Here is a 21,294-nt window from a genome sequence, read left to right as displayed (position 1 = left end):
GCTGTGCCTACGGGGTCCCAACTGTAGCGACGGGAAAGGTCTATCTTCGACCCTCTGCGTTTGCCTGTCGCGGTCAGCTGATCAAAATCGTGGACGCAACGCTGGGAACCCCGTTGCCGTCCATTGCGAACAGCAGGTAGCTGCCCGGCACCAGTACCCCGCGGTCCGCCGGCAAAATTAGCGTCGAGGTGTTGCCTGACACGGACGTGGCACTCAGCGGGATTCGCCGCTGGTCGGTGTTCACGCTATGGGTCACGGTACTCATCCGCATCAGGGAGAATTTGCTGACCGGCGCCCCGGTGGTGACCGAAATCGTGCTGCCGGCCGCGGCGGAGGCCGGTGCGGCCGCAATCGTCGGCCTGGTCCGCGCGCTGCCGTCGGCGTTGAGCAAGTAGGGCGGTGTGAAGATCTCCCCATCCAGGTGATTGGTGGTGCAGGTGTTACACAGCCCCCCGCCGCCGACGAATACCCGGCCATCGGGAAGAAGCGTGGCGACGCTGTGGTAGGTCCGGGGGATGGCCATCGGGGCCAGGGTGGTCCACTTTCCGGTCGCCGGATTCCATATCTCCGGAGACATCCGGGCACCTGTGTCCGTGAACACAACGGGGTTGGGCTGGCCGCCGAGCACGAGGACCTGGCCGTCGGGAAGTGCGACCCCGGTGGCGAACGACCGGGTGAACGCCATGTCCGCGGTCCGCGTCACCGTGACAGTTTTGTTGATGTCGATCGTGTAGGCCCGCGCCGTAGCCACGGAGTTGTCGTAGTCGGGTGACCCACCCACGGTCAGGATCTTTCCGACGTCGTACATTACGGCGTCGGCGTTCATCGCGTCCGGGCTGTCCGCACGCAGACCGGCCGAGGTAATGCTGCCGTCGCCGGCAGTCGTGATCCAGTTCATCTGGCGGCTCGGCCCGGCCTGGAACACCCGGCCACCGGAGGCGGCAAACAGCCAAGCGTGGTTGTCGGAACGGTACCCGCCCCGGGCGTCGGCCGTCAGGATGTTGTCAACGGGCACATTCTTCAAGGTCCTCCAGCCGCCGGCAGCTGACCAAACCTCCCCGTTCTTGCCGCCGATACCGCCCGACCAGGATCCCCCGATCGTGAACACTTCGCCGGTGGAGGTGGTCACGTTGCTTTGGTAGCCGCGGGCGATCTTCATGTCCGGCCCCGAGCTCCAGATATTTTTCTTGGGGTCGTAAATGGTGGTCTTCGAGCTGTTGGAGCCGCCGCTGATCATGATCTTTCCGTCCGCCAGTACGGACGTTCCGGGGCAGAACATGTCGTGACCGGTGTTGACCACCGTGGCCGGGCTCACCGCACCGGTGTTGAGGTCCAGGATGGATGTCTGGGTGTAGCCATTGCTGCCGCCGTAGGCGATCGGGGAATAGGCCGACCATGTAAGCAGCTTGTTGCCCGGCAGGACCGCGGCCGCGACTGGGACGATCGGGAAGTTGATGGTCGGGCCCCATGACCCCTGGGGTGGGCCAAGGAGGTTGACTTCGGCGGCATTGCTCCACGGACCGCGGTTGCCGGCCTCGGTGGTCGCGGTCAGCCGGACGTACCGGGCGCTGACCGGGGCGAAGGTCACCGTCTTTTGTGTGACGGTGTCCGGCCAGGCTCCGGTGGCGACGACGCTCCAGGCGGTGCCGTCGGAACTGACCGCGATCGAGTATTTGCCGATCCGCCCGTTCCTGTTGTCGGGGCGCGGGAGATATTGGAATCCCCCGATGCTTCGCGCCGCCTTGGTGTCGATCGTGATGGAGTGCGGCAGCGGCGCGGCCGGCGCCGGGGACCACCGGCTGTGCCAGAAAGTCGCGGCGCTGCCGTCAAGCACATTGGCGGCCCGGCCGTTCTGGCTGGTGACCTCTTCATCGCTGGCCGCAGCGGTCCACCCGGTCCGGGGCAGCACACCGGCTGTGGGCGCCGTCTGCCCAGCAAGCAGGTTGATCTCTGCGGCGTGGCTCCACGGACCTCGGTTGCCCGCCTCGGAGGTCGCAATCAGCCGGACATAGCGGGCGTTGACTGCGATAAAGGTAACTGTCTTCTCCGTGACGGTGTCCGGCAGGGTTCCGCGGGCCACCGGGGCGCTCCAGGTGGTGCCGTCGGTGCTCACCCGGATCTCGAAGCTGCCGACGCGCCCGTTCCTGTTGTCTGTCCGCGGCAGGTAGCGCAGGCCCCCGATGCTTTGCGTCGCCTTGGTGTCAATCGTTATGAAGTGCGGCAGGGGGGCCGCCGGCGCTGGGGACCACCGGCTGTGCCAGAAAGTCGCGGCACTGCCGTCCAGCACGTTGCTCGCCCTGCCGTTTTGGCTCGTGACCTCTTCATCGCTGGCCGAAGCGGTCCAACCCGTCCGGGACAGGGGAAGGACAGCGGCCTCCATCGCGGCGGCCGGCAGCGCCGCATTATGAAGGTGAAGTCCGGCCGCACCAGTGGCGCCCTGATGAGTCAACCCCTGGACCGAACCGTGACGGTGCGCAGTTGTCGCCGCCAGGGACTTGGGCAAGGCCACGGTCCCGTAGCCCACGATCAGGAAACTCCCAATAAAGAGAGCGATCCATTGGCGGCGGCCAAGTCGCCGGGTGTGACGACGCGGGGCCATTCTGCGCGTTCTCGGAATAAGCCCGTAGTGGATCGGTCCGTCATTGATATCCATCTTTGCCCCCGCCCAGCATTGCCCCCAGTAATAGAGCAGACGCTAGGCCGAGCAACTTGCGAAAACCTTGGGTGGCCTCGCTGCGTTCTACGACAACATGTAGGCGGGTCCGATTGCCCCGACTCTGGAAGTTCGGCCAGTAAGGGGAGCATTGGTGGGTGACGGTTAGAAAATGAGCCATCATGACGGTTGAACACCGGCCACCCGCTCCGAACGATTGGAGGGGTGATCGCTGTGGACGATCAGGAACAGTTTCGTCGGATGCATCTCGCTGAGGTGAATTGACAGCGGCGCGGCTTGGTATCACGCGGATTATCGTCGCAAAGGCGGCGGCGTTCGGAAGTCCGCCGAAGTAGAGCGCCCGGGGACCCCGCGATCCGAGTACTACGTCCGGGCGGTGAAGGCACCGAGGATCCGCGAATCGGGAGGCCCCTGTGGACGAGTAGGCGCGCGAGGCATGCCGTGAAGTCGCTGCCAGAGACGCCCCGTCGAGCAACCAAACGGACCCGAGAAATACGGCACAGCAACCATTGCCGAGGAAGGCCTCTGGGCCCGCCCAGGATGGGCAGGACGCCCCTGACACGCCCGGCATCTACACACGTTTTTGTTTTATAACCCTGCTTCACCGCCAAGGACAGAAGGACAACAGAAACGGCCCCGGGCTGTTGCCCGGGACCGTCTTATCTGTGACCCCAGCGGGATTCGAACCCGCGTTACCGCCGTGAGAGGGCAGCGTACTAGGCCGCTATACGATGGGGCCGCGTACTTTCCAGAACAGCATTCCTGCCGTTCGCGCTAAGTGAGTATTTCACACACTTGGCGGGTGTTTCAAATCGGCGGACCGATTCAAAACTCCTGATCAACCGCTGAATTCCGCGGATTTTTCAGAGCTGGGATACCAGGACTCGAACCTAGAATGACGGTACCAGAAACCGTAGTGTTGCCAATTACACCATATCCCAATGGAACTTTCGGGCCGCTTCCGAAGGTCTAAACCCTCGCTCCCGGCGCCTCAGCACGAGTAATTACTTTACCCGAGAGTTTTGCCGTGCACAAATCGGCCCCACGGTCGCCGGCAGAACAGCCTCCGGGGCCTCCGCCCGCCCGGCCGGGAGCCTAAAACCCTTGCCAATCCGGGGCAGACAAGTTTACGCTCGGTAAGTTACCAATGAGTAACCACCCCTCCCCCACATCGTTACGGGCAGCAGCGCGGGCTTTTTCCAGTGTTAGCTGCATCACAGGGGGCCGGCAGTAACGCTGCTGCCGGCAACGCCGTCGAGAGGAACCAGCAGTGACACAGCGCCGTGCCGTCAGCCGTATCGCCCGCACCCGGGCCCAACAGATCGCCATTGCCATCCTCGCCCTGCTGCTGGTGGCGTTGCTGGGGTTCTACACCCTCGTCACCGGACGGATCACGGATGGTTCCGCCCGGCTCAAGGAAGGCGCCGGGCAGGCCTCCGCCGGCGCGGAACAGCTGAAGGACGGTGCGGGGAAGCTCGCCACGGGCGCCGGCCAGGCGGACGACGGCGCCGGGAAGCTCTCTGCCGGAGCGGAGAAGGTGCATGCGGGGATCAGCCAGAAACTGGCCCCGGGGGCCGAAAAGCTCCAGGCCGGCGCGGCCCAGCTGGCCGCGGGCGCCGCCAAGATTGAAGCCGACGTCAACACCAAGCTCGCCCCCGGGGTCTACAAAGTGGACGACGGCGCGCAGAAACTTGCAGCGGGAGCCGTTCAGCTCTCCGCGGCGCTGACCCCCACGGCGTCCGGCAACGCCGAGAACAACCTGGCCGACGGCGCCACGCAGCTTGACGCCGGTGCGGCCAGGCTGGCGGCGGGGTCCGGGGACCTGGCGGCCGGAACGGCCCAACTCAAGGGCTACCGCGGGGCCAACAACAACCCCGAAGCCGGGACCGGCACAGCCGCGCTGGCGCAGGCGCTGGAACTCCTGCAGGCTGCCGCCTCGGACCCCGTGCAGGGCCTGGTGCCTTTGTCCGTGGTCAAGGACAAGATCGCCAAAATCACGGCCGGCGCCCGGAAGCTCGATGCGGGTGCAACCCAGCTGCAGGCCGGCGCCGGCCGCCTGAAGGAAGGGGCGGGGCAGCTGCAGGCGGGAACGGGGAAACTCAAGGCCGGATTCGGGACGCTGGCCGGCAAGCTCAACAGCCGCGACCCCAACAACCCCGGGGTGGTTCTGGGCACCGAACTGCTGGCTGACGGAACGTCGAAGATCCGGACCGGAATGGACGGCGTGCCGGGCGACCCCGCACGGCCGGGCCTCATCAAAGCCACCGCCAAGATGACGGAGGGCACCTCCCGCCTGGCCGACGGCACCGTGGCACTGAACGCCGGCATCAAGGGCGACCCGGCGGACCCGGCCAATCCCGGCCTGGTCGGCGGATCGCTGGCCCTCGCGTCCGGCGCCTCCGAGCTCTCGGCAGGCAACACCAAGCTGGCCTCGGGCTCCTCGCAGCTGTCCACCGGTGCGGACAGGCTCGCCGACGGGAACGCCCGCATTGCCGAGGGCACCGGCACCCTCTACTCCAGCGCAGCGGCTGTCTCGCCGTCGACCATGGTGAGCGTGCCGGACGCTGCGGCGGCACTGGGAATCGTGGCCGTCCTGGCCCTGGGCTCGATCGGCACGTACCTGGGGCTCCGGAACATCCGGACACGCGCCGCAGCGGAAGGCTAGGCCAGCAGCTCCAGCAGGGAACCGATCTCGCGGCCGGCATAGCCCGGGGCCGGTTCCCCGCCGCGGTTCAGCCAGACGCCCAAGAGGCCGGCCGCCGTCGAGCCGTCAGCGTCGAGGAGGCGGTTGTCGCCCACGTAGAGGGTTTCGCCGGCGCCCGTGCCGAGGCGGCGGACGCCCTCCAGGTAGATGGCCGGATCAGGCTTCGCTGCACCCACCGTGTCCGTGCCCACCAGCACGCTGATGCGCTCCAGGCCCGCGGCGTCCAGCTTGACCCGCTGGTAGTCGTGGACGTTGTTGCTCACCGCGCCGTAGGAGATCCCGGCGGCATCCAGGGCGTCCAGCACCGGGGTGACGTCATCGAAGGCGCGGATGTAGCCGTGCTGCCGGCTGGCGTAGGAACTGACCCAGTGCTCGGCCTGCTCGCCCTCCTCCAGCTCCACCCCGAAGTGGCCCAGGGCGGCCCGGCCGCGGAGCAGGCGCTGTTCATTGAACGTCAGCTCCCCGGCCAGGTACCGGTCATAGAAGTGGGTGGTCTCGTGGGTGAAGATCCGGCCGAACTTCTCCCACCCGGCCTGGTCCAGCCCGGGCAGGAGGTGTTCGCTGACATCGCGGAGGGCCGACGTCATGGAGAACTCAAGGTCCACCAGGGTGTCGTCGATGTCGAACAGCACCCCTTTGACGGCGCTTCCGCCGAGGCCGGCAGCGAGGGCACTGGCCACGGGGCCGGCCTGTGGACCGGCGGCAGCGCCGGGTGCGCTCATCATCAGCCGCGGAAGGCGCGCAGCCGGGCCACGGACGAGTCCTTGCCCAGGATCACCATGGATTCGAAGAGCGGCGGGGAGATCCGGCGGCCGGAAAGGGCCGTGCGGACCGGCCCGAAGGCCAGGCGCGGCTTGACGCCGAGACCTTCCACGAGGGCTTCCTTGAGGGCGGCCTGGATGCTTTCGGCGGTCCAGTCGGCCAGTGGTTCGAGCGCCGCCAGGGCGGCGTCGAGCACCTCGGTGAGGTTCTCCGGCAGGCCCTTGCGGGCGTCGTCGGCGACGTCGATGGCGTCGTCGGCCTTGAAGAGGAAGGCGAGCATCTCGGGAGCCTCGCCCAGCAGCGAGATGCGCTCCTGGATCAGCGGGGCCGCCTCGGCGAGGATCTCCTCCTCGCGGGCGGTCAGGGTCCCGCCCACCAGCCCGGCGGACTGCAGGTACGGGACCAGGCGGCCGCGGAAGTCCTCGGCGTCGAGCATCCGGATGTGTGTGCCGTTGATGGCCTCGGCCTTCTTGATGTCGAAGCGGGCCGGGTTGGCCAGCACGTCGTTGACGTCGAAGTGCTCGATCAGCTGGTCCACCGTGAAGATGTCCTCATCGGCGGAGAGGCTCCAGCCCAGCAGCGACAGGTAGTTGAGCAGGCCCTCCGGGATGAAGCCGCGGTCGCGGAGCAGGAAGAGGTTGGACTGCGGATCGCGCTTGGACAGCTTCTTATTGCCCTCGCCCATGACGTAGGGCAGGTGGCCGAAGACCGGGAGGTAGCTGGCAACGCCGATGTCCATCAGCGCGCGGATCAGCACCACCTGGCGGGGCGTGGAGGACAGCAGGTCTTCGCCGCGGAGGACGTGGGTGATGCCCATCAGGGCGTCGTCCACCGGGTTGACCAGCGTGTACAGCGGGGAGCCGTCGGCGCGGACAATCACGTAGTCCGGGATGCTCCCGGCCTTGAAGGTGATGTCGCCGCGGACCATGTCGGTGAACGTGACGTCCTCGTCGGGCATCCGCACGCGGAGGACGGGCTGGCGGCCCTCGGCTTTGAACGCGGCGAGCTGTTCCTCGCTGAGGTTCCGGTCGAAGTTGTCGTAGCCCAGCTTCGGGTCGCGGCCGGCCGCGCGGTGGCGGGCCTCGACTTCCTCCGGGGAGGAGTAGCACTCGTAGGCGTAGCCGGCCTCGAGGAGCTTGGCCACGACGTCCTTGTAGAGGTCCAGGCGCTGGGACTGGCGGTACGGTTCATGCGGTCCGCCGACCTCCACGCCTTCCTCCCAGGTGATGCCGAGCCACTTCAGGGCCTCGAGCAGCTGCTGGTAGCTCTCCTCCGAGTCGCGCGCCGCGTCCGTGTCCTCGATGCGGAACACGAAGGTGCCCTTGGTGTGGCGGGCGTGGGCCCAGTTGAACAGGGCCGTGCGGATCAGGCCGACATGCGGGGTGCCGGTGGGCGACGGGCAGAACCGGACACGTACCGGGGTGTCGGCGGTGACTTCGCTGGTCACACTGGAGGCGGAGCTGGAGACGGCGTCGGGCGCGGAGGGAGTAGTCATAGTGACTCCAACTTTACCGCCTGCGGCCGGGCGTCCTACCGCCGGGGTCCGCGGGCGGGGCGGGGGCGGGAGAGCGCCTTGCCGAGGTAGTATCCGGCCAGCACCAGCCCGGCCGCCAGGAAGGCCAGCGCCAGCCAGAGCGGGCCGTCCAGCGCGTGGACGGCGCGCGCCGCGACCGAGAACGTGCCGACCGACCCCAGCGCGAAGAGCAGGAAGGAACGGCGCTGCCGGTCGCCCTTAGCGGCGCCGGCCACCCTGCGGAGAAGCATGAGCATGGCTCTGCCCGGCCTAGCGGCGGACGATGGGGTTGGAGAGCCGGCCGATGCCCTCGATCTCGACTTCGAACCGGTCGCCGGCCTGAACAAGTCCGACGCCTGCCGGGGTGCCGGTCATGATGACGTCGCCGGGCAGCAGGGTGAAGGCCTGCGAGACGATGGAGACCAGTTCGCGGACACCGCGGATCATCTGGCTGGTGCTGCCGTCCTGGCGCAGTTCGCCGTTGAGCCGGCCCTGGATCTGCAGGTCCTCGGTGTCGAGTTCGGTTTCGATCCACGGGCCCAGCGGCGCGGAGGTGTCGAAGCCTTTGGCCCGGGCCCACTGCATGTCGGTCTTCTGGACGTCCCGGGCGGTGAGGTCGTTGCCGCAGGTGTAGCCGAAGATGACGTCGTCGACGCGCTCCTCGGGGACGTCCTTGCAGATCCGGCCGATCACAACGCAGAGTTCGGCCTCGAAGGACACTTCCTCGGAGAATTCCGGCAGGATGACCGGATCGTTCGGGCCCACCACGGAGGTGTTGGGCTTCAGGAAGAGCAGCGGCTGCGCCGGGACCTCGTTGCCGAGTTCCTTGGCGTGTTCCACGAAGTTGCGGCCGACGCCGACGACTTTGCTGCGCGGGATGATCGGGGCGAGGAGGCGCACGTCCTCGAGTTTGTGCCGCACATTGGTGCGTTCCACGCCGTTGAAGAAGGGGTCGCCGTGGATGACAGTGACTTCCTCACTGCCGGGCTCACCTTCCACAATGCCGTAGAGGGGATCAGAATCGACTACAAACCGGGCGATACGCATGGCTCCAAGCGTACCGTCTCCGGCGGCGCCCTCCTCCCGTGCGGTCCACGCCCGTATTGCCACTCTCGTACTACCACTCTCGTATTACGACGTGCCGCTGTCCCGGCGCAGGTACTGGAGCTGGGCGGCGACGGAGAGTTCGGCCGCGGGACGGACGGCGGGGTCGACGGCGGCGTACACGGCGTCCGCCACGGCGGACACCCCGGCGCCGGCGCCAAGGTCGGCGAGTGCGGAGCGGATCTGGGCGAGCCGGTCCTCGCGGTGGTCCCGGTAGGCGCGGACGATCGCATCCAGTGCCGGCAGCATGGGCCCGTGCGCCGGCAGGACGGTGGCGGCGCCGAGGCTTTCCAGCCGGTCCAGCGACGCCAGGTAGTCCCCCAGGGTGCCGTCGGGATAGTCCAGGACCGTGGTTCCCAGGCCCAGGATGGTGTCGCCGGTGAGGACCGATCCCTGGGCACCGTCGGCGGGCAGGTGGAAACAGACCGAGTCCGAGGTGTGGCCGGGGGTCGCCAGCACCCGGATTTCCGCCCCGGCGGCGTGGATGACCTCGCCGTCGGACAGCGGGCTGCCGCCGTGGCAGTGGGCCGGATCCATGGCGCGGACCGGCGCCCCGGTCAGTTCGGCGAACCGCGCGGCGGCGGCGGTGTGGTCCGCGTGCCGGTGGGTGATGAGGATGAGCTCGACGGCGCCGGCCTGGGCCAGTTCCTGCAGGTGCGGTTCGTCCAGCGGGCCGGGATCTACCACAACTGTGCCGGCCGCGCCCGGGCCGGAAATCACGTAGGAGTTGGTCCCGTGCAGGCTCATCGGCCCGGGGTTGGGGGCCAGCCTGAATCGGGTCAGCTCTGTGCTGCGCACCATGGCGCGGGGGTCGTCCGGGATCACACGTCCATCTTCCCACCGATCGGCCGCCTCACACGAGCAGCAGCACCGCGATCACGGCCGGCAGCAGCGCCTCGGCGATGGCACTGGCCCACAGCCGCCGCTCCGAGAGCACCAGAATGATGCCGAGGAGCACATGGCCGAGGCTGGTGAACAGCAGCAGCGCTTTGCCGGCCGCAGGCTCCGGGCCCGTCAGCAGCACCGCGCCGATGATTGCCCCGACGCCCCAGATCATGTTGTAGAACCCGAGGTTGAAGACCCACATCCGCACGGTCTCCGTGTCCTCCGGCTTGATGAGGAACAGCCGGTAAAAGCGCTGGTTCCGGAAGAAGAAGGACTCCAGGATTCCGACGAGGATCAGCAGGGTCCCGACAATGATGCCCAGAACCTGGATTAGTCCAGTCATGCGCCCTATTGTGCCCCTGCGGTGTGCGAGCTGCCAGAGGCGTCCTGCACGCCTGGCGGTTGCCGGCCGACGCGGGTGCGGTTAACGTCCGACGGCGGCCGGCACCGGAAGGTGCGGACCGCCGTCGGGCGTTGCGTGCGTTGGGTGCCCTGCCGCTCAGGCGAGTCGGGTCAGCCAGCCGTGGGTGTCTTCGACGGTGCCGGTCTGGATGCCCAGGAGCTGTTCGCGGATGGCCATGGTGGTCTCCCCCGCCGCCGCATCCTCGGAGCCGATGAACTCGGTCTCGTCCTTGAGCACGCCGATCGGGGTGATCACCGCGGCCGTGCCGCAGGCGAAGACCTCGGCGATCTCGCCGGAGGCCACGCCGTCGCGCCATTCGTCCAGGGTGATCTTGCGCTCGGTGACCTCGCGGCCCATGTCCCGGGCGACCTGGATGACGGACATCCGGGTGATGCCTTCCAGGATGGTGCCGCTGAGGGCGGGGGTGACCAGGGAGCCGTCCTTCATCACGAAGAACACGTTCATGCCGCCGAGCTCTTCCACGGCGTTGTCGTTGAACTGGTCCAGGAAGAGCACCTGCTTGCAGCCGTGCGCCTCGGCCTCCTGCTGCGCGATCAGCGACGCGGCGTAGTTGCCGCCGCACTTCGCGTCGCCGGTGCCGCCGCGGCCTGCGCGGGCGTAGTGGCGGGAGATCCAGATGGAGACCGGCTTGAGCTCGCCGCCGAAGTAGTTGCCGGCCGGGGATGCGATGACGCGGAAGGACACTTCGCGGGCGGCCCGGACGCCGAGGAACGCTTCCGTGGCGATCATGAACGGGCGCAGGTACAGGGCTTCGCCGTCGCCGGCTGGGACCCATTCCTTGTCCACGGAGACCAGTTCGCGGATGGCGCCGAGGAAGTACTCTTCCGGCAGTTCGGGGAGCGCCAGGCGGCGGGCCGACTTGTTCAGGCGGGCGGCGTTGGCTTCGGGGCGGAACGTCCAGATGGAGCCGTCCGCGTGCCGGTAGGCCTTGAGGCCCTCGAAAATCTCCTGCCCGTAGTGGAGCACCGCGGCGGAGGGGTCCAGGGAGATGGGGCCGTAGGCCTCAACGCGGGCATCGTGCCAGCCGCCCTTGCCCTCGGCGTCGACGCTGTAGTCGACAATCGCGGTGTGGTCGGTGAAATGGTTGCCGAAACCCGGGTTCGCCAGGATGGCAGCACGTTCTTCAGCGGACTTCGGGGTCGCCGAAGGATGCTGGGTGAATTCGACGCCATGGGCAGTCTGAGTCATGGTTCCTCCACGGTCGGCTGCCTTGGTGTGAACCTGGTTCGTCGTCGGACCACGGCAGCATGTTGGTGATTCGAAACAAGCTTACGCCCGCTCCGGCAAGGGGCCGGCTGCCCCGTGCCGGAGCGGGCCTGGGAGCAGGCCTACAGGGCGGCGGCGATCGCGTCGCCGATCGCGCTGGTGCTGCGGGGTGCGGTGCCGCGGGCCGCGACGTCGGCCTCCACTGCGGCCTCGATCTTACGGGCGGCGGCGGCGTAGCCCAGGTGGTCCAGCAGGAGCGCGGCGGAGAGGATGGCCGCCGTCGGGTCCGCCTTCTGCTGGCCGGCGATGTCCGGCGCCGAGCCGTGGACGGGTTCGAACATGGACGGCGCGGTGCGCTCCATGTTGATGTTGCCGGACGCCGCGAGGCCGATGCCGCCGGTGACGGCGGCAGCCAGGTCGGTGATGATGTCGCCGAAGAGGTTGTCCGTGACGATCACATCGAAACGGGCCGGATCCGTGACCATAAAGATCGTGGCGGCGTCGATGTGCAGGTAGTCGTGGGTGACCTCGGGGAACTCCTGGGCCACGGCCTCGACGGTGCGCTTCCACAGGTGGCCGGCGAACACCAGCACGTTGTGCTTGTGCACCAGCGTGAGCTTCTTGCGCGGACGGTCGTTGGCCCGGCGGAAGGCATCCCGGACCACGCGCTCCACGCCGTGGGCGGTGTTGAGCGAGACTTCGGTGGCCACCTCGTGCGGGGTACCGGCGCGCAGCGTCCCGCCGTTGCCCACGTACGGGCCCTCGGTGCCCTCGCGGACCACGATGAAGTCGACGTCGCCGGGGTTGGCGAGCGGGCTGGCGGTTCCCGGGTAGAGGCGGGAGGGCCGCAGGTTGACGAAGTGGTCCAGGCTGACGCGCAGCTTGAGCAGCAGTTCCCGCTCGATGATGCCGGACGGGATCCGCGTGTCGCCCGGAGCGGCGCCGACGGCGCCGAAGAGGATGGCGTCGCGGGTGCGGAGATCGGCGAGGGTCTCGTCCGGCAGCGTCTCCCCCGTCTCGAGCCAGTGCTGGGCACCGAGCTTGTAGGAGGTCTGCTGCAGCACAATGCCCTCTGCCGCGGCAGCCTTCTCGAGGACCTTCACGGCCTCCGCCGTCACCTCGGGGCCAATGCCGTCGCCGGGAATAACGGCCAGATCAATTGTGGATGCGCTCATGTTTTCAGCGTAGCCAAGTCATCCACATGCTGGTCAATTCGTCTCACCATCCGAACAAGGTCGGCTACCGGCGCGGGTTAAGGGCGTCGAGGTGGCAGTTCGCGGCAATGTTTGCGGAAAACACTGCCGTGAACTGCCACCTCGATGGCGGGCGACGCGAAAGCTATGCCTCCGCGGGCTCCTCGTACTTGGGGAACACCGGTGCCGGGGCCGGCAGTAGCGTGCCGGCGGCGATCGGGATGCCGAGGGCGCTGAACTCCCGGGCCTCCCCCTCCGGCTGGCCCAGGGTGTCCAGGATGGCCGCCGTCGCCGCCGGCATCACCGGCTGGGCGAGGATGGCGACAATCCGCAGCACCTCGAGGGTGACGTACAGGACCGTGTTCATGCGCTCGACGTCGGTCTTCCGCAGCACCCACGGCGCCTGCTCGGCGAAGTAGGCGTTGGTGTCACCCAGAACGTTCCAGATGGCCTCCAGGGCGCGGCTGAACTCCTGCTTTTCGAACGCGGCGCGGGAGATGTCCAGCAGCCCGTTAGCCTGGCCCAGCAGGGCCGCGTCCTCGGCGGTGAAGCCTCCGGGGACGGGCACGGTGCCGCCGCAGTTCTTCGCGACCATGGACAGCGACCGCTGGGCCAGGTTGCCGAAGTTGTTGGCCAGGTCCGAGTTCATCCGGCCCACGATCGCGTCGTGGCTGTAGGAGCCGTCCGCGCCGAACGGCACTTCACGGAGCAGGAAGAAGCGCACCTGGTCCAGGCCGTACTGGGCCACCCAGTCCGCCGGGGCCACCACGTTGCCAAGCGACTTGGACATCTTGACGCCCTGGTTGTGCAGGAAGCCGTGGATCATGACGCGCTTGGGCAGTTCCAGGCCGGCGGACATAAGGAACGCGGGCCAGTACACGGCGTGGAAGCGGGAGATGTCCTTGCCGATCACGTGCACGTCGGCGGGCCAGTACTTCGTGAACAGCTCGGATTCCGTATCCGGGAAGCCGACGCCGGTCAGGTAGTTGGTCAGCGCGTCCACCCAGACGTACATGACGTGCTCCGGGTTGCCGGGGACCGGGACGCCCCAGTCGAAGGAGGTGCGGCTGATCGAGAGGTCCTCGAGGCCGCCCTTGACGAAGCTGATGACCTCGTTGAAGCGGTTGTGCGGGGCGCCGAAGGACGGGTGGTCGGCGTAGAGCGCCAGCAGCCGGTCCTGGTAGGCCGAGAGCTTGAAGAAGTAGCTCTCCTCCTCGGTCCAGGTCACCTTGGTGCCGGTTTCGGAGGCGTAGCGGAGGCCGTCGGCCTGCACTTCGGTCTCGTCCTCCACGAAGTAGCGTTCGTCGCGGACCGAGTACCAGCCGGCGTACTTGGAGAGGTAGATGTCCCCGTTGGCTTCCATCCGCTGCCAGAGGGCCTTGGCCGCCTCGTAGTGGTCCGGGTCCGTGGTGCGGATGAAGCGGCTCAGGGAGATGCCCAGGTCATCGCTCATCTGCCGGAACGCGGACGAGTTGCGGTCCGCGAGCTCCTTGACGGGGATGCCTTCCTTTTCCGCCGTCTGCTGCATCTTGAGGCCGTGCTCGTCCGTGCCGGTCATAAAGAACACGTCGTAGCCGTCCAGGCGCTTGAAGCGTGCCATCGCATCGGTGGCGATGACCTCGTAGGCGTGGCCGATGTGCGGCACGCCGTTGGGGTAGCTGATGGCCGTGGTGATGTAGAACGGGGTTTTTTCGGAAGTGGTCACAGCTTTAACCTAGATCAGTTCGGTGAGGGTATCGCTCTGGCGGACAAGTTCGTGGTCATGTGAAGCGACCAGGACGGCGATTCCGTCCGACGTGGTGTCCTTGAGGATGCTGATGATGCGGTTGGCCGCGGACCGGTCCAGGCTCGCGGTGGGTTCGTCCACCACCAGCACGCGGGTGCCGAGGATCAGGGCGCGGGCGATCGCCACGCGCTGGCGTTCGCCGCCGGAGAGCTGGGCCGGGCGGTGGCGCATGCGCCGGCCCAGGCCCACCAGGTCCAGGAGGTCCTTGGCCATGTCGCGGCGCTTCTCCACTTCGCCGTCGGGCACGGCCGGCAGCAGAACGTTCTCCAGGGCGCTCATCCCGTCGATCAGTGCACCGCCCTGGTCCACGTAGCCGATCAGGGCGCGGCGGCGGTCGGCGATTTCGTCGTCGCCCATGGTCTCCAGGGAGTCGCCTTCCCAGAACACCCGGCCCGACGTCGGCAGGGTCAGGCCCGCGCCGACGGTCAGGATGCTGGTCTTGCCGGAGCCGCTGCGGCCGGCGACGCAGTGCATCTCGCCGGCGTGCAGCGTCATGTTGAAGTCGTCCACGACGTTGACGGCCTCGGCTCCACCCTTGCCTCCGCCGTAGTGGATGGTGATGTTGCTGAGCTCCAGCGGCGTGGCGTGGTCGGTGGCCTTCACGATCGTGTTGGCGCGCGTCTGGTGGGCACCGCGGCGGGTGCTCGCCGTCATCCGCTCGTGAGCCTCACGGTCAAGGTTCAGGTCGTTGTTCATCGGACCACTTTCGTTGCAATTGGAATCCAGCAAAGTACGGCCACGAGCCCGGCGACAGCGGCCCAGAGCGCGGCATAGGGGGCGAGGAGGAGTCCGACGCCCAGGGCGCCCAGGACACCGAGGGGCAGCGCGACCGTCCCCACCATGGCATTTTCGAAGAAGCGGACCTGGCCCAGCATGTCCGGGTTCCAGCCCATGGCCTGCAGGGTGCCGAGGTACTGGCGTTTGGCCTGCAGTTCGAAGCGTCCGGTCACCATGGTCAGGATCAGCCCGACGGCGACGCCGGAGAGGCCGAGGATGATGCTCGGCAGTGCGATGGACGTGGCGGCCAGGCCGCTGAGGGCGCTCGCCCCGGCGGCGCGGGGAATGTCGATCAGCAGGGCCACCATGCCGCCGACGGCTGCCGCGAAGACGCCGACGGCGACGGCCAGGGAGATGGTGTTGAACTTGTTGGTGCTCAGCTGGCGGTTGGCGAAGGTCAGCGGGGAATCGACGGTGATGAGGCGCTCGTCGTGCTGCGGCTCCTGGTCCACCACCTCGCGGTGGCGCAGCTGCTGGGCTGCGAAGAAGGCCGCGCCCGCATAGAGCACCAGCACGGAGGCCGAGACGATCGCCGTGGCGGGGTTCCAGCTGAGCAGGCTGAGGAGGATTCCGGCGGTGGCCAGCAGGGCCGCGCCGACGCCGAATTCAGCCAGGACCCAGGACCGGATCCGGCCCTGCGTCCAGCCCATGGCGCGCAGGATTCCGGCCTCGGTGCGGCGTTTCCGGACGTAGCTCACGGTCGAGGCGCCGGTCAGCAGCGCGGCGCCGCAGAGGGTGAGGAAAAGCAGGGTCAGGTTGGTGCCGGTGAGGGAACCGGAGACGGCGTCCGCGGCGTCCTGGCGGACCCAGGACTGCTGGACGGTGCCGAGCGGGGATTCCTTGCCGGCGTCGTCCTTGGAGTAGCCGGGGACGAAGATGGACGCGTCCTCGCGGGCCGAGCCGGCCACGATGGTGGCCTGCAGGCCCATGTCGCGGATCTCGTTGGCGAGCTTCTCGACGTCGGGCTGCGCTTCCTTCCAGCTGCCGGGCACCTTGGCGCGGATGCGCACGGCGTCGATCACGGCCGCGTTGTCCTCGTAGCCGCGGGCAGCGGCGAGGCCGTAGTAGTCGGTGATGGCGCCGGCGGACTGGCTGGCCAGGCCCGTGGCGCTCAGCGAGGGCTTCAGCTCGGTGTTCTCGACATCCTTGCCGGAGGCGTCCTTGGTGAGGGTGAACGGGGTGGGGTCGTAGCCGCCCAGGGGCAGGCGGTTGACGTCGCCGGCCGCCTCCTTGACCTGCTCGGCGTCGAACGTTCCGTACACCATGGCCAGCGGCGTGGCGGGGGTGGCGCCGGTCTCGAGGCTCTCGCGGTAGGACCGTTCGTCCACGGGCTTGCGCTGGGTCTGGTCGACGGGGGCGCCGGCGGCGGACTTCTCGGGCAGGCGGTTGACCGTGACCCAGTCGCCGGGGACGGCGCTCTTGTCGACGGCGCCGTTGCCGGCGGTCTCGCCGTCGGTGTACTTCGGCGCGGAGGCGAAGTCGGTGCTCCAGGTGGCGGGGTTGTAGAGGCCCTGGCTGAAGGTGCCGGTGTCGCCGATCAGCTGGCTGAGGTCCTTGGACCCGGGCCAGGCCAGGGCGAACGGGGACTTGGACACGAACGGGAGGTAGTCCTTGTCCAGTGAGCGGGTGACGGTTCCGACGTCCTTGGTGACGTTGCCGGAGGCGTCGATCTCCTCGATCTTGACCGAGTATTTGAGGTCGAGGGACGTGCCGGAGCGGACGATCAGCGGGATCGCCTGCGAGTTTTCCGTCAGCTGTCCGTTGCGCTTGGCCTGCTGGTACTGGCTCATGAGCGGTGCCCAGTACTTGAGCTTGACGCCGAGGAAGTCGGGGCCTTCCTTCAGTTCGTCCATGCCGATGCCGGTGGTGAAGAGGCTTTCGAAGTGGCGGCCGATCGCGCCGGCGTTGCGGGCGTCGGCGGGCGGGGCCTTCTCGAGCGGGGCGAGGAAGTCGCCGGCGGACCCCAGCAGCGCACGCTCGGAGACGGGGTCGACGGCGACGACGGATTCGGTCACCTGCGGCGCGAGCGGCAGGGAGACGGACAGGTTGAAGAGGTTGTGCTCGGAGCCGCCGGCGGGGGCCGGGAACTTGATGCCGGTCTCCCCCTCGGGCCCGGCGATGCGGACGTTGCTGCCGCCGGCCACCGTCTCCTCGATGAGCCGGGCCTTGCCGAGGGATCCTTCGGCCATGGTCTTGAAGAGGGTCTGGTCGGAATGCCCGTCGGAGCTGACGGCGCTGGCCGTCAGCCGGTAGCGCTTGGGCGTGTCGGACAGGACGGATTCGGGGGCCGGCCACTTGCTCGGGTCGGTGGCGGTGGGGTCCCCCGCGGTGCCGGCCAGTCCGGCGTTGAAGCCGAGGTAGTCCGTGGCGTCCAGGCGCGGGGACTCGAGGTTCTGGGTGACGCGGGAGACGAGGCTGATCGGGGCAGCCACGGAGGTGCCGGAGAGCTTCCGGAGGGAGTCCAGCTGGTCGAAGCTGATGCCGCCCTGGCCGGAGGCGATTTCCGGCTGCATGAGCCCGCCGTTGTCGTCGGCCTTGGCCTGGACCAGGATGTCGTACAGCCCGCGCGAGTTCTGGTCGACGGTCCGGTTCAGGGCAGCCTGCGACTGCCCCTGGACGAGGACCGACAGGCACATTGCCGCGATCAAAATGGACGCGGTCAGCAAAAGCACTCTGCTTCTGATGAACCTCTGGACGGCGTTCATTGGGCTCCTGAAAGCTGGATTGCGTGCGCACACCAGTGGTCATTCCAGGCGGAAATGACGGCGTCCCCTGCCGGGTGTGCAAAAGTAAAGGCCGGGGCTGCCGGCCGGATCCGAAATTCGGACCTAGCCATTGTACGCAGACCGGCCATGCCTTCGGGGACACCGGCGGCGGCCTGTGCCGCCGCCGGTGCCCCTACCGGGGAACTCAGTCCTCGAGGTCGACCTCGCGGACCATTTCGGCCCCGATTCCGGCCTTGATGGCGTCGAGGACCTGCTGCGGGACGGAGCTGTCGATGGTCAGGAGGGCGAGCACCTGGCCGCCCTCGTCCTGCCGCGCCACCTGCATGCCGGCGATGTTGATGTTGTTCATGCCGAGGATGTGGCCGATGGTGCCGATCACGCCGGGGCGGTCGGCGTAGGCCACCACCACGAGGTGTTCGCTGATGGGGATTTCCACCTCGAAGCCGTTGATCCCGACCAGCTTCTGGACCTGCTTGGGGCCCGTCAGGGTGCCGGCCACGGAGATCTGCGAGCCGTCGCTCAGGGCGCCGCGCAGGGTCAGGACGTTGCGGTACGACTCGGTGTCCGGCGTCGTGATCAGTCGGACGTTGATGCCGCGCTGCTCGGCGATCACCGGGGCGTTGACGTAGGAGACCTGCTCGGTGACGACGTCGGCGAAGATGCCCTTCAGTGCCGCGAGTTCGAGGACCTTGACGTCCAGCGAGGAGATTTCGCCGGCCACCTCGACGTCGAACTGGGTGAGCGAGGCGTGGGTCATGGCGGTGAAGATGCGCCCCAGCTTTTCAATCAGCGCGATGCCGGGCCGGACGTCGGGGGCGATCACGCCGCCGGCGACGTTGACCGCATCCGGGACGAGTTCACCGGCGAGGGCGAGGCGGACGGACTTGGCGACCGAGACGCCGGCTTTTTCCTGGGCTTCGTCCGTGGACGCGCCCAGGTGCGGGGTGACCACCACGTTGTCCATGCCGAAGAAGGGCAGGTCGGTGCTGGGTTCCTTGACGAACACGTCGATTCCGGCTCCGGCGATCTCGCCGGCCTCGAGCGCCGCGTGGAGCGCCTCTTCGTCGACGAGGCCTCCGCGGGCGACGTTGACGACGTAGGCGGTGTTCTTCATCTTCTTGAAAGACTCGGCGCCGAGCATGCCGACGGTTTCCGGGGTCTTGGGCATGTGGATGCTGATGAAGTCAGACTGTGCCAGGAGCTCATCGAACGTCACCAGCTGCACGCCGAGCTGGGCGGCGCGGGCGGACGTGATGTAGGGGTCGTACGCGAGGATCTTGGTGTCGAAGCCCTTGAGGCGGGCGGCGACGAGCGCGCCGATCCGGCCAAGGCCGATGATGCCGATCTTCTTTTCGAAGAGCTCGGTGCCGGTGTACTTGGAGCGCTTCCACTCTCCGCCCTTGAGCGCGGCGGATGCCTGCGGGATATGGCGGGCGAGGCTCAGGATGTGGCCCACGGTGAGTTCGGCGGCGGAGACGATGTTCGAGGTGGGGGCGTTCACCACCATGACACCGGCCTGCGTGGCGGCCTTGATGTCAACGTTGTCGAGGCCGACGCCTGCGCGGGCGATCACCTTGAGGTTCTTCGCGGCGGCGATGGCTTCAGCGTCCACCTGGGTGGCGGAGCGGACCAGGATCGCGTCGGCGTCGGCGATCGCAGAGAGCAGCTGGGAACGGTCCGCGCCGTCGGTCTGCCGGATCTCAAAGTCCGGGCCGAGGGCGTCGATCGTGGCGGGGGAAAGTTCCTCAGCGAGGAGTACAACAGGTTTGGTGCTTGTCACCGGTGACCTCTTTAGCTCTCTTGTGTTCAGGTGGGGATTTTGGTGCGACATGTGGTGCGGGGTGGTGCTTTACAGCAAGGAAGCCGGACCCCAGGATCTGGTGTCCGGCTTCCTTGCCGGGTCAGGAATTAGCGGGCTGCGGAGCCTTCGACGTAGTCCGCGTCCTGCTGCTGCCAGGCGAAGAGCGACCGCAGCTCGCGGCCGACGGCCTCGATCGGGTGTGCCTCGGCTTTGGCGCGCAGTTCCTTGAACTCCGGGGCGCCGGCGTCCTGGTCGTCGATGAAGCGCTTCGCGAAGGCGCCGTCCTGGATGTCCTTCAGGACTGCCTTCATGTTTTCCTTCACCTCGGGGGTGATGACGCGCGGGCCGGAGACGTAGTCGCCGTACTCTGCGGTGTCGGAGACGCTCCAGCGCTGCTTGGCGATGCCGCCCTCCCACATGAGGTCAACGATCAGCTTGAGCTCGTGGAGCACCTCGAAGTAGGCGATCTGCGGCTGGTAGCCGGCCTCGGTGAGGGTTTCAAAGCCGTACTGGACCAGCTGCGAGACGCCGCCGCAGAGGACTGCCTGCTCGCCGAAGAGGTCCGTCTCGGTCTCTTCGGTGAAGGTGGTCTTGATGACGCCGGCGCGGGTGCCGCCGATGGCCTTGGCGTAGGACTTGGCCAGGTCCCAGGCGGCGCCGGAGGCGTCCTGCTCCACGGCGATGATGTCCGGGATGCCGCGGCCGGCCTCGAACTCGCGGCGCACGGTGTGGCCGGGAGCCTTCGGGGCGATCAGGATGACGTCGACGCCCTCCGGGGCCTTGATGTAGCCGAAGCGGATGTTGAAGCCGTGGGCGAAGGCTAGGGCCTTGCCGGGGGTCAGCTTGTCCTTGATGGAGTCGTTGTAGATCGCGCGCTGGTGCTGGTCCGGCGCCAGGATCATGATGACGTCGGCCCATTCGGCGGCGTCGGCGACGTTCTTGACGGTGAAGCCGGCATCCTCGGCCTTGGCGATCGACTTCGAGCCTTCCTTGAGCGCGATGGCAACCTCGACGCCGGAATCGCGCAGGTTCAGCGCGTGGGCGTGGCCCTGGGAGCCGTAGCCGACAATGGCAACCTTGCGACCCTGGATGATCGACAGGTCTGCGTCGTCGTCGTAGAACATTTCAGTCACTTTGCGTAACTCCTCATTAGTGGTTTTCGGTGATGTCTTGGGTGTTGCGGTCACGCTGCGCTGGCCGTGCTGATGCGCTGCGCTGGTCCTGCTTATGCGCTGCGCAGGGCCCGGTCGCTCATGGAGCGGGATCCCCGCCCGACGGCCAGGGTGCCGGACTGCACGATTTCGCGGATGCCGAAAGGCTCCAGCACCGACAGCAGTGCCGTGAGCTTTTCCGGATGGCCTGTTGCTTCAATGACCACCGACTCTGTGGAGACGTCGACCACTGATGCGCGGAACAGGTCTGCAGCCTGGGTGACCTGCAGCCGTGTTGCGGCATCCGCACGTACTTTGACCAGGATGTGGTCACGCTGTACGGAAGATTCGGAGGTGAGCTCCACGATCTTGATCACGTTGACCAGCTTGTTCAGCTGCTTGGTGACCTGTTCGATGAGCTCGCCGTCGGCGTCGACGACGACGGTCATCCGGGACATGCCCGGAACTTCCGTCGGGCCGACGGCCAGGGAGTTGATGTTGAAGGCCCGGCGGGCGAAGAGGCTGGCGACGCGGGTCAGCACACCGGGCTTGTCTTCGACCAGAACGGAGAGTGTGTGGCGGGTCATG

The 21,294-nt window shown here is 67.6% G+C and carries 16 protein-coding genes and 2 tRNA genes; 1 reads left to right on the top strand and 17 read right to left on the bottom strand.

Going from position 1 to position 21,294, the window contains the following annotated elements; all coding sequences use genetic code 11:
- Positions 1–73 precede the first annotated feature (73 nt).
- The 3 genes from AR539_RS00235 to AR539_RS00225 all read right to left on the bottom strand — a co-directional run bounded on the left by AR539_RS00235 (position 74) and on the right by AR539_RS00225 (position 3,615).
- Complete coding sequence (locus AR539_RS00235) at positions 74–2,380, bottom strand: discoidin domain-containing protein (RefSeq protein WP_066431080.1); 2,307 nt, start codon at positions 2,378–2,380, stop codon at positions 74–76.
- Positions 2,381–3,340: 960 nt separating this feature from the next.
- Positions 3,341–3,413, bottom strand: a tRNA-Glu gene (locus AR539_RS00230).
- 130 nt (positions 3,414–3,543) lie between these two features.
- Positions 3,544–3,615 (bottom strand) — tRNA-Gln (locus AR539_RS00225).
- A gap of 329 nt (positions 3,616–3,944) precedes the next feature.
- Between AR539_RS00225 and AR539_RS00220 the strand changes: the two genes are divergently transcribed.
- A complete protein-coding gene (locus tag AR539_RS00220; protein ID WP_066431077.1) occupies positions 3,945–5,339 on the top strand; it encodes a hypothetical protein in 1,395 nt (464 codons plus the stop codon).
- Here AR539_RS00220 and AR539_RS00215 read toward each other — a convergent pair.
- The 14 genes from AR539_RS00215 to ilvN form a co-directional block, all read right to left on the bottom strand.
- Positions 5,336–6,100, bottom strand: coding sequence for an HAD family hydrolase (locus tag AR539_RS00215; protein ID WP_066431592.1), 765 nt, complete (start codon positions 6,098–6,100; stop codon positions 5,336–5,338). The genes AR539_RS00220 and AR539_RS00215 overlap by 4 nt on opposite strands.
- A gap of 2 nt (positions 6,101–6,102) precedes the next feature.
- The gene (gene gltX, locus AR539_RS00210) at positions 6,103–7,635 is read right to left on the bottom strand and encodes a glutamate--tRNA ligase (RefSeq protein ID WP_066431074.1); all 1,533 of its coding nucleotides are present in this window, start codon (positions 7,633–7,635) and stop codon (positions 6,103–6,105) included.
- A gap of 35 nt (positions 7,636–7,670) precedes the next feature.
- Entirely contained in the window at positions 7,671–7,910 is a 240-nt protein-coding gene (locus tag AR539_RS00205) for a hypothetical protein (RefSeq protein ID WP_066431071.1), read from the bottom strand.
- 13 nt (positions 7,911–7,923) lie between these two features.
- Entirely contained in the window at positions 7,924–8,700 is a 777-nt protein-coding gene (locus AR539_RS00200; RefSeq protein WP_066431069.1) for a fumarylacetoacetate hydrolase family protein, read from the bottom strand.
- An 84-nt stretch (positions 8,701–8,784) separates the two neighbouring features.
- Positions 8,785–9,558 carry an MBL fold metallo-hydrolase gene (locus AR539_RS00195; RefSeq protein ID WP_066431588.1) on the bottom strand — a complete coding sequence of 258 codons (774 nt, stop codon included), beginning with the start codon at positions 9,556–9,558 and terminating at the stop codon, positions 8,785–8,787.
- A 52-nt stretch (positions 9,559–9,610) separates the two neighbouring features.
- Entirely contained in the window at positions 9,611–9,985 is a 375-nt protein-coding gene (locus tag AR539_RS00190; RefSeq protein ID WP_066431067.1) for a DUF1304 family protein, read from the bottom strand.
- Between the two features lie 156 nt (positions 9,986–10,141).
- On the bottom strand, positions 10,142–11,254 hold the full coding sequence (locus tag AR539_RS00185) for a branched-chain amino acid aminotransferase (protein ID WP_066431065.1): 1,113 nt from the start codon (positions 11,252–11,254) through the stop codon (positions 10,142–10,144).
- A 140-nt stretch (positions 11,255–11,394) separates the two neighbouring features.
- Positions 11,395–12,447 (bottom strand): 3-isopropylmalate dehydrogenase, encoded by a 1,053-nt coding sequence (locus tag AR539_RS00180; RefSeq protein ID WP_066431062.1) that lies wholly within the window; start codon positions 12,445–12,447, stop codon positions 11,395–11,397.
- 163 nt (positions 12,448–12,610) lie between these two features.
- On the bottom strand, positions 12,611–14,170 hold the full coding sequence (metG, locus tag AR539_RS00175) for a methionine--tRNA ligase (RefSeq protein WP_066431059.1): 1,560 nt from the start codon (positions 14,168–14,170) through the stop codon (positions 12,611–12,613).
- A 9-nt stretch (positions 14,171–14,179) separates the two neighbouring features.
- Positions 14,180–14,947, bottom strand: a complete 768-nt coding sequence (locus tag AR539_RS00170) for an ABC transporter ATP-binding protein (protein WP_066431056.1) — start codon at positions 14,945–14,947, stop codon at positions 14,180–14,182.
- Entirely contained in the window at positions 14,944–17,733 is a 2,790-nt protein-coding gene (locus AR539_RS00165) for an ABC transporter permease (protein WP_066431053.1), read from the bottom strand. The genes AR539_RS00170 and AR539_RS00165 overlap by 4 nt, the downstream gene beginning before the upstream one ends.
- Positions 17,734–17,938: 205 nt before the next feature.
- The gene (serA, locus tag AR539_RS00160) at positions 17,939–19,585 is read right to left on the bottom strand and encodes a phosphoglycerate dehydrogenase (RefSeq protein WP_066431045.1); all 1,647 of its coding nucleotides are present in this window, start codon (positions 19,583–19,585) and stop codon (positions 17,939–17,941) included.
- Between the two features lie 77 nt (positions 19,586–19,662).
- Positions 19,663–20,688, bottom strand: a complete 1,026-nt coding sequence (gene ilvC / locus AR539_RS00155; RefSeq protein ID WP_066431043.1) for a ketol-acid reductoisomerase — start codon at positions 20,686–20,688, stop codon at positions 19,663–19,665.
- 92 nt (positions 20,689–20,780) lie between these two features.
- Entirely contained in the window at positions 20,781–21,293 is a 513-nt protein-coding gene (ilvN, locus tag AR539_RS00150) for an acetolactate synthase small subunit (protein ID WP_018773531.1), read from the bottom strand.
- Position 21,294 lies beyond the last annotated feature (1 nt).

Source organism: Arthrobacter sp. EPSL27 (assembly GCF_001512305.1).
GTDB lineage: Bacteria > Actinomycetota > Actinomycetes > Actinomycetales > Micrococcaceae > Arthrobacter.
This window is presented reverse-complemented; position numbering and strand designations above follow the sequence as displayed.

Coding starts and splice junctions, on each gene's coding strand:
- AR539_RS00190 (WP_066431067.1), bottom strand. CDS start 9,985: ATGACTGGACTAATCCAGGTTCTGGGCATCATTGTCGGGACCCTGCTG.
- AR539_RS00205 (WP_066431071.1), bottom strand. CDS start 7,910: ATGCTCATGCTTCTCCGCAGGGTGGCCGGCGCCGCTAAGGGCGACCGG.
- AR539_RS00170 (WP_066431056.1), bottom strand. CDS start 14,947: ATGAACAACGACCTGAACCTTGACCGTGAGGCTCACGAGCGGATGACG.
- AR539_RS00200 (WP_066431069.1), bottom strand. CDS start 8,700: ATGCGTATCGCCCGGTTTGTAGTCGATTCTGATCCCCTCTACGGCATT.
- AR539_RS00195 (WP_066431588.1), bottom strand. CDS start 9,558: ATGGTGCGCAGCACAGAGCTGACCCGATTCAGGCTGGCCCCCAACCCC.
- ilvN (WP_018773531.1), bottom strand. CDS start 21,293: ATGACCCGCCACACACTCTCCGTTCTGGTCGAAGACAAGCCCGGTGTG.
- AR539_RS00235 (WP_066431080.1), bottom strand. CDS start 2,380: ATGGAGGCCGCTGTCCTTCCCCTGTCCCGGACGGGTTGGACCGCTTCG.
- AR539_RS00185 (WP_066431065.1), bottom strand. CDS start 11,254: ATGACTCAGACTGCCCATGGCGTCGAATTCACCCAGCATCCTTCGGCG.
- serA (WP_066431045.1), bottom strand. CDS start 19,585: ATGTCGCACCAAAATCCCCACCTGAACACAAGAGAGCTAAAGAGGTCA.
- AR539_RS00180 (WP_066431062.1), bottom strand. CDS start 12,447: ATGAGCGCATCCACAATTGATCTGGCCGTTATTCCCGGCGACGGCATT.
- AR539_RS00165 (WP_066431053.1), bottom strand. CDS start 17,733: ATGAACGCCGTCCAGAGGTTCATCAGAAGCAGAGTGCTTTTGCTGACC.
- gltX (WP_066431074.1), bottom strand. CDS start 7,635: ATGACTACTCCCTCCGCGCCCGACGCCGTCTCCAGCTCCGCCTCCAGT.
- AR539_RS00215 (WP_066431592.1), bottom strand. CDS start 6,100: ATGAGCGCACCCGGCGCTGCCGCCGGTCCACAGGCCGGCCCCGTGGCC.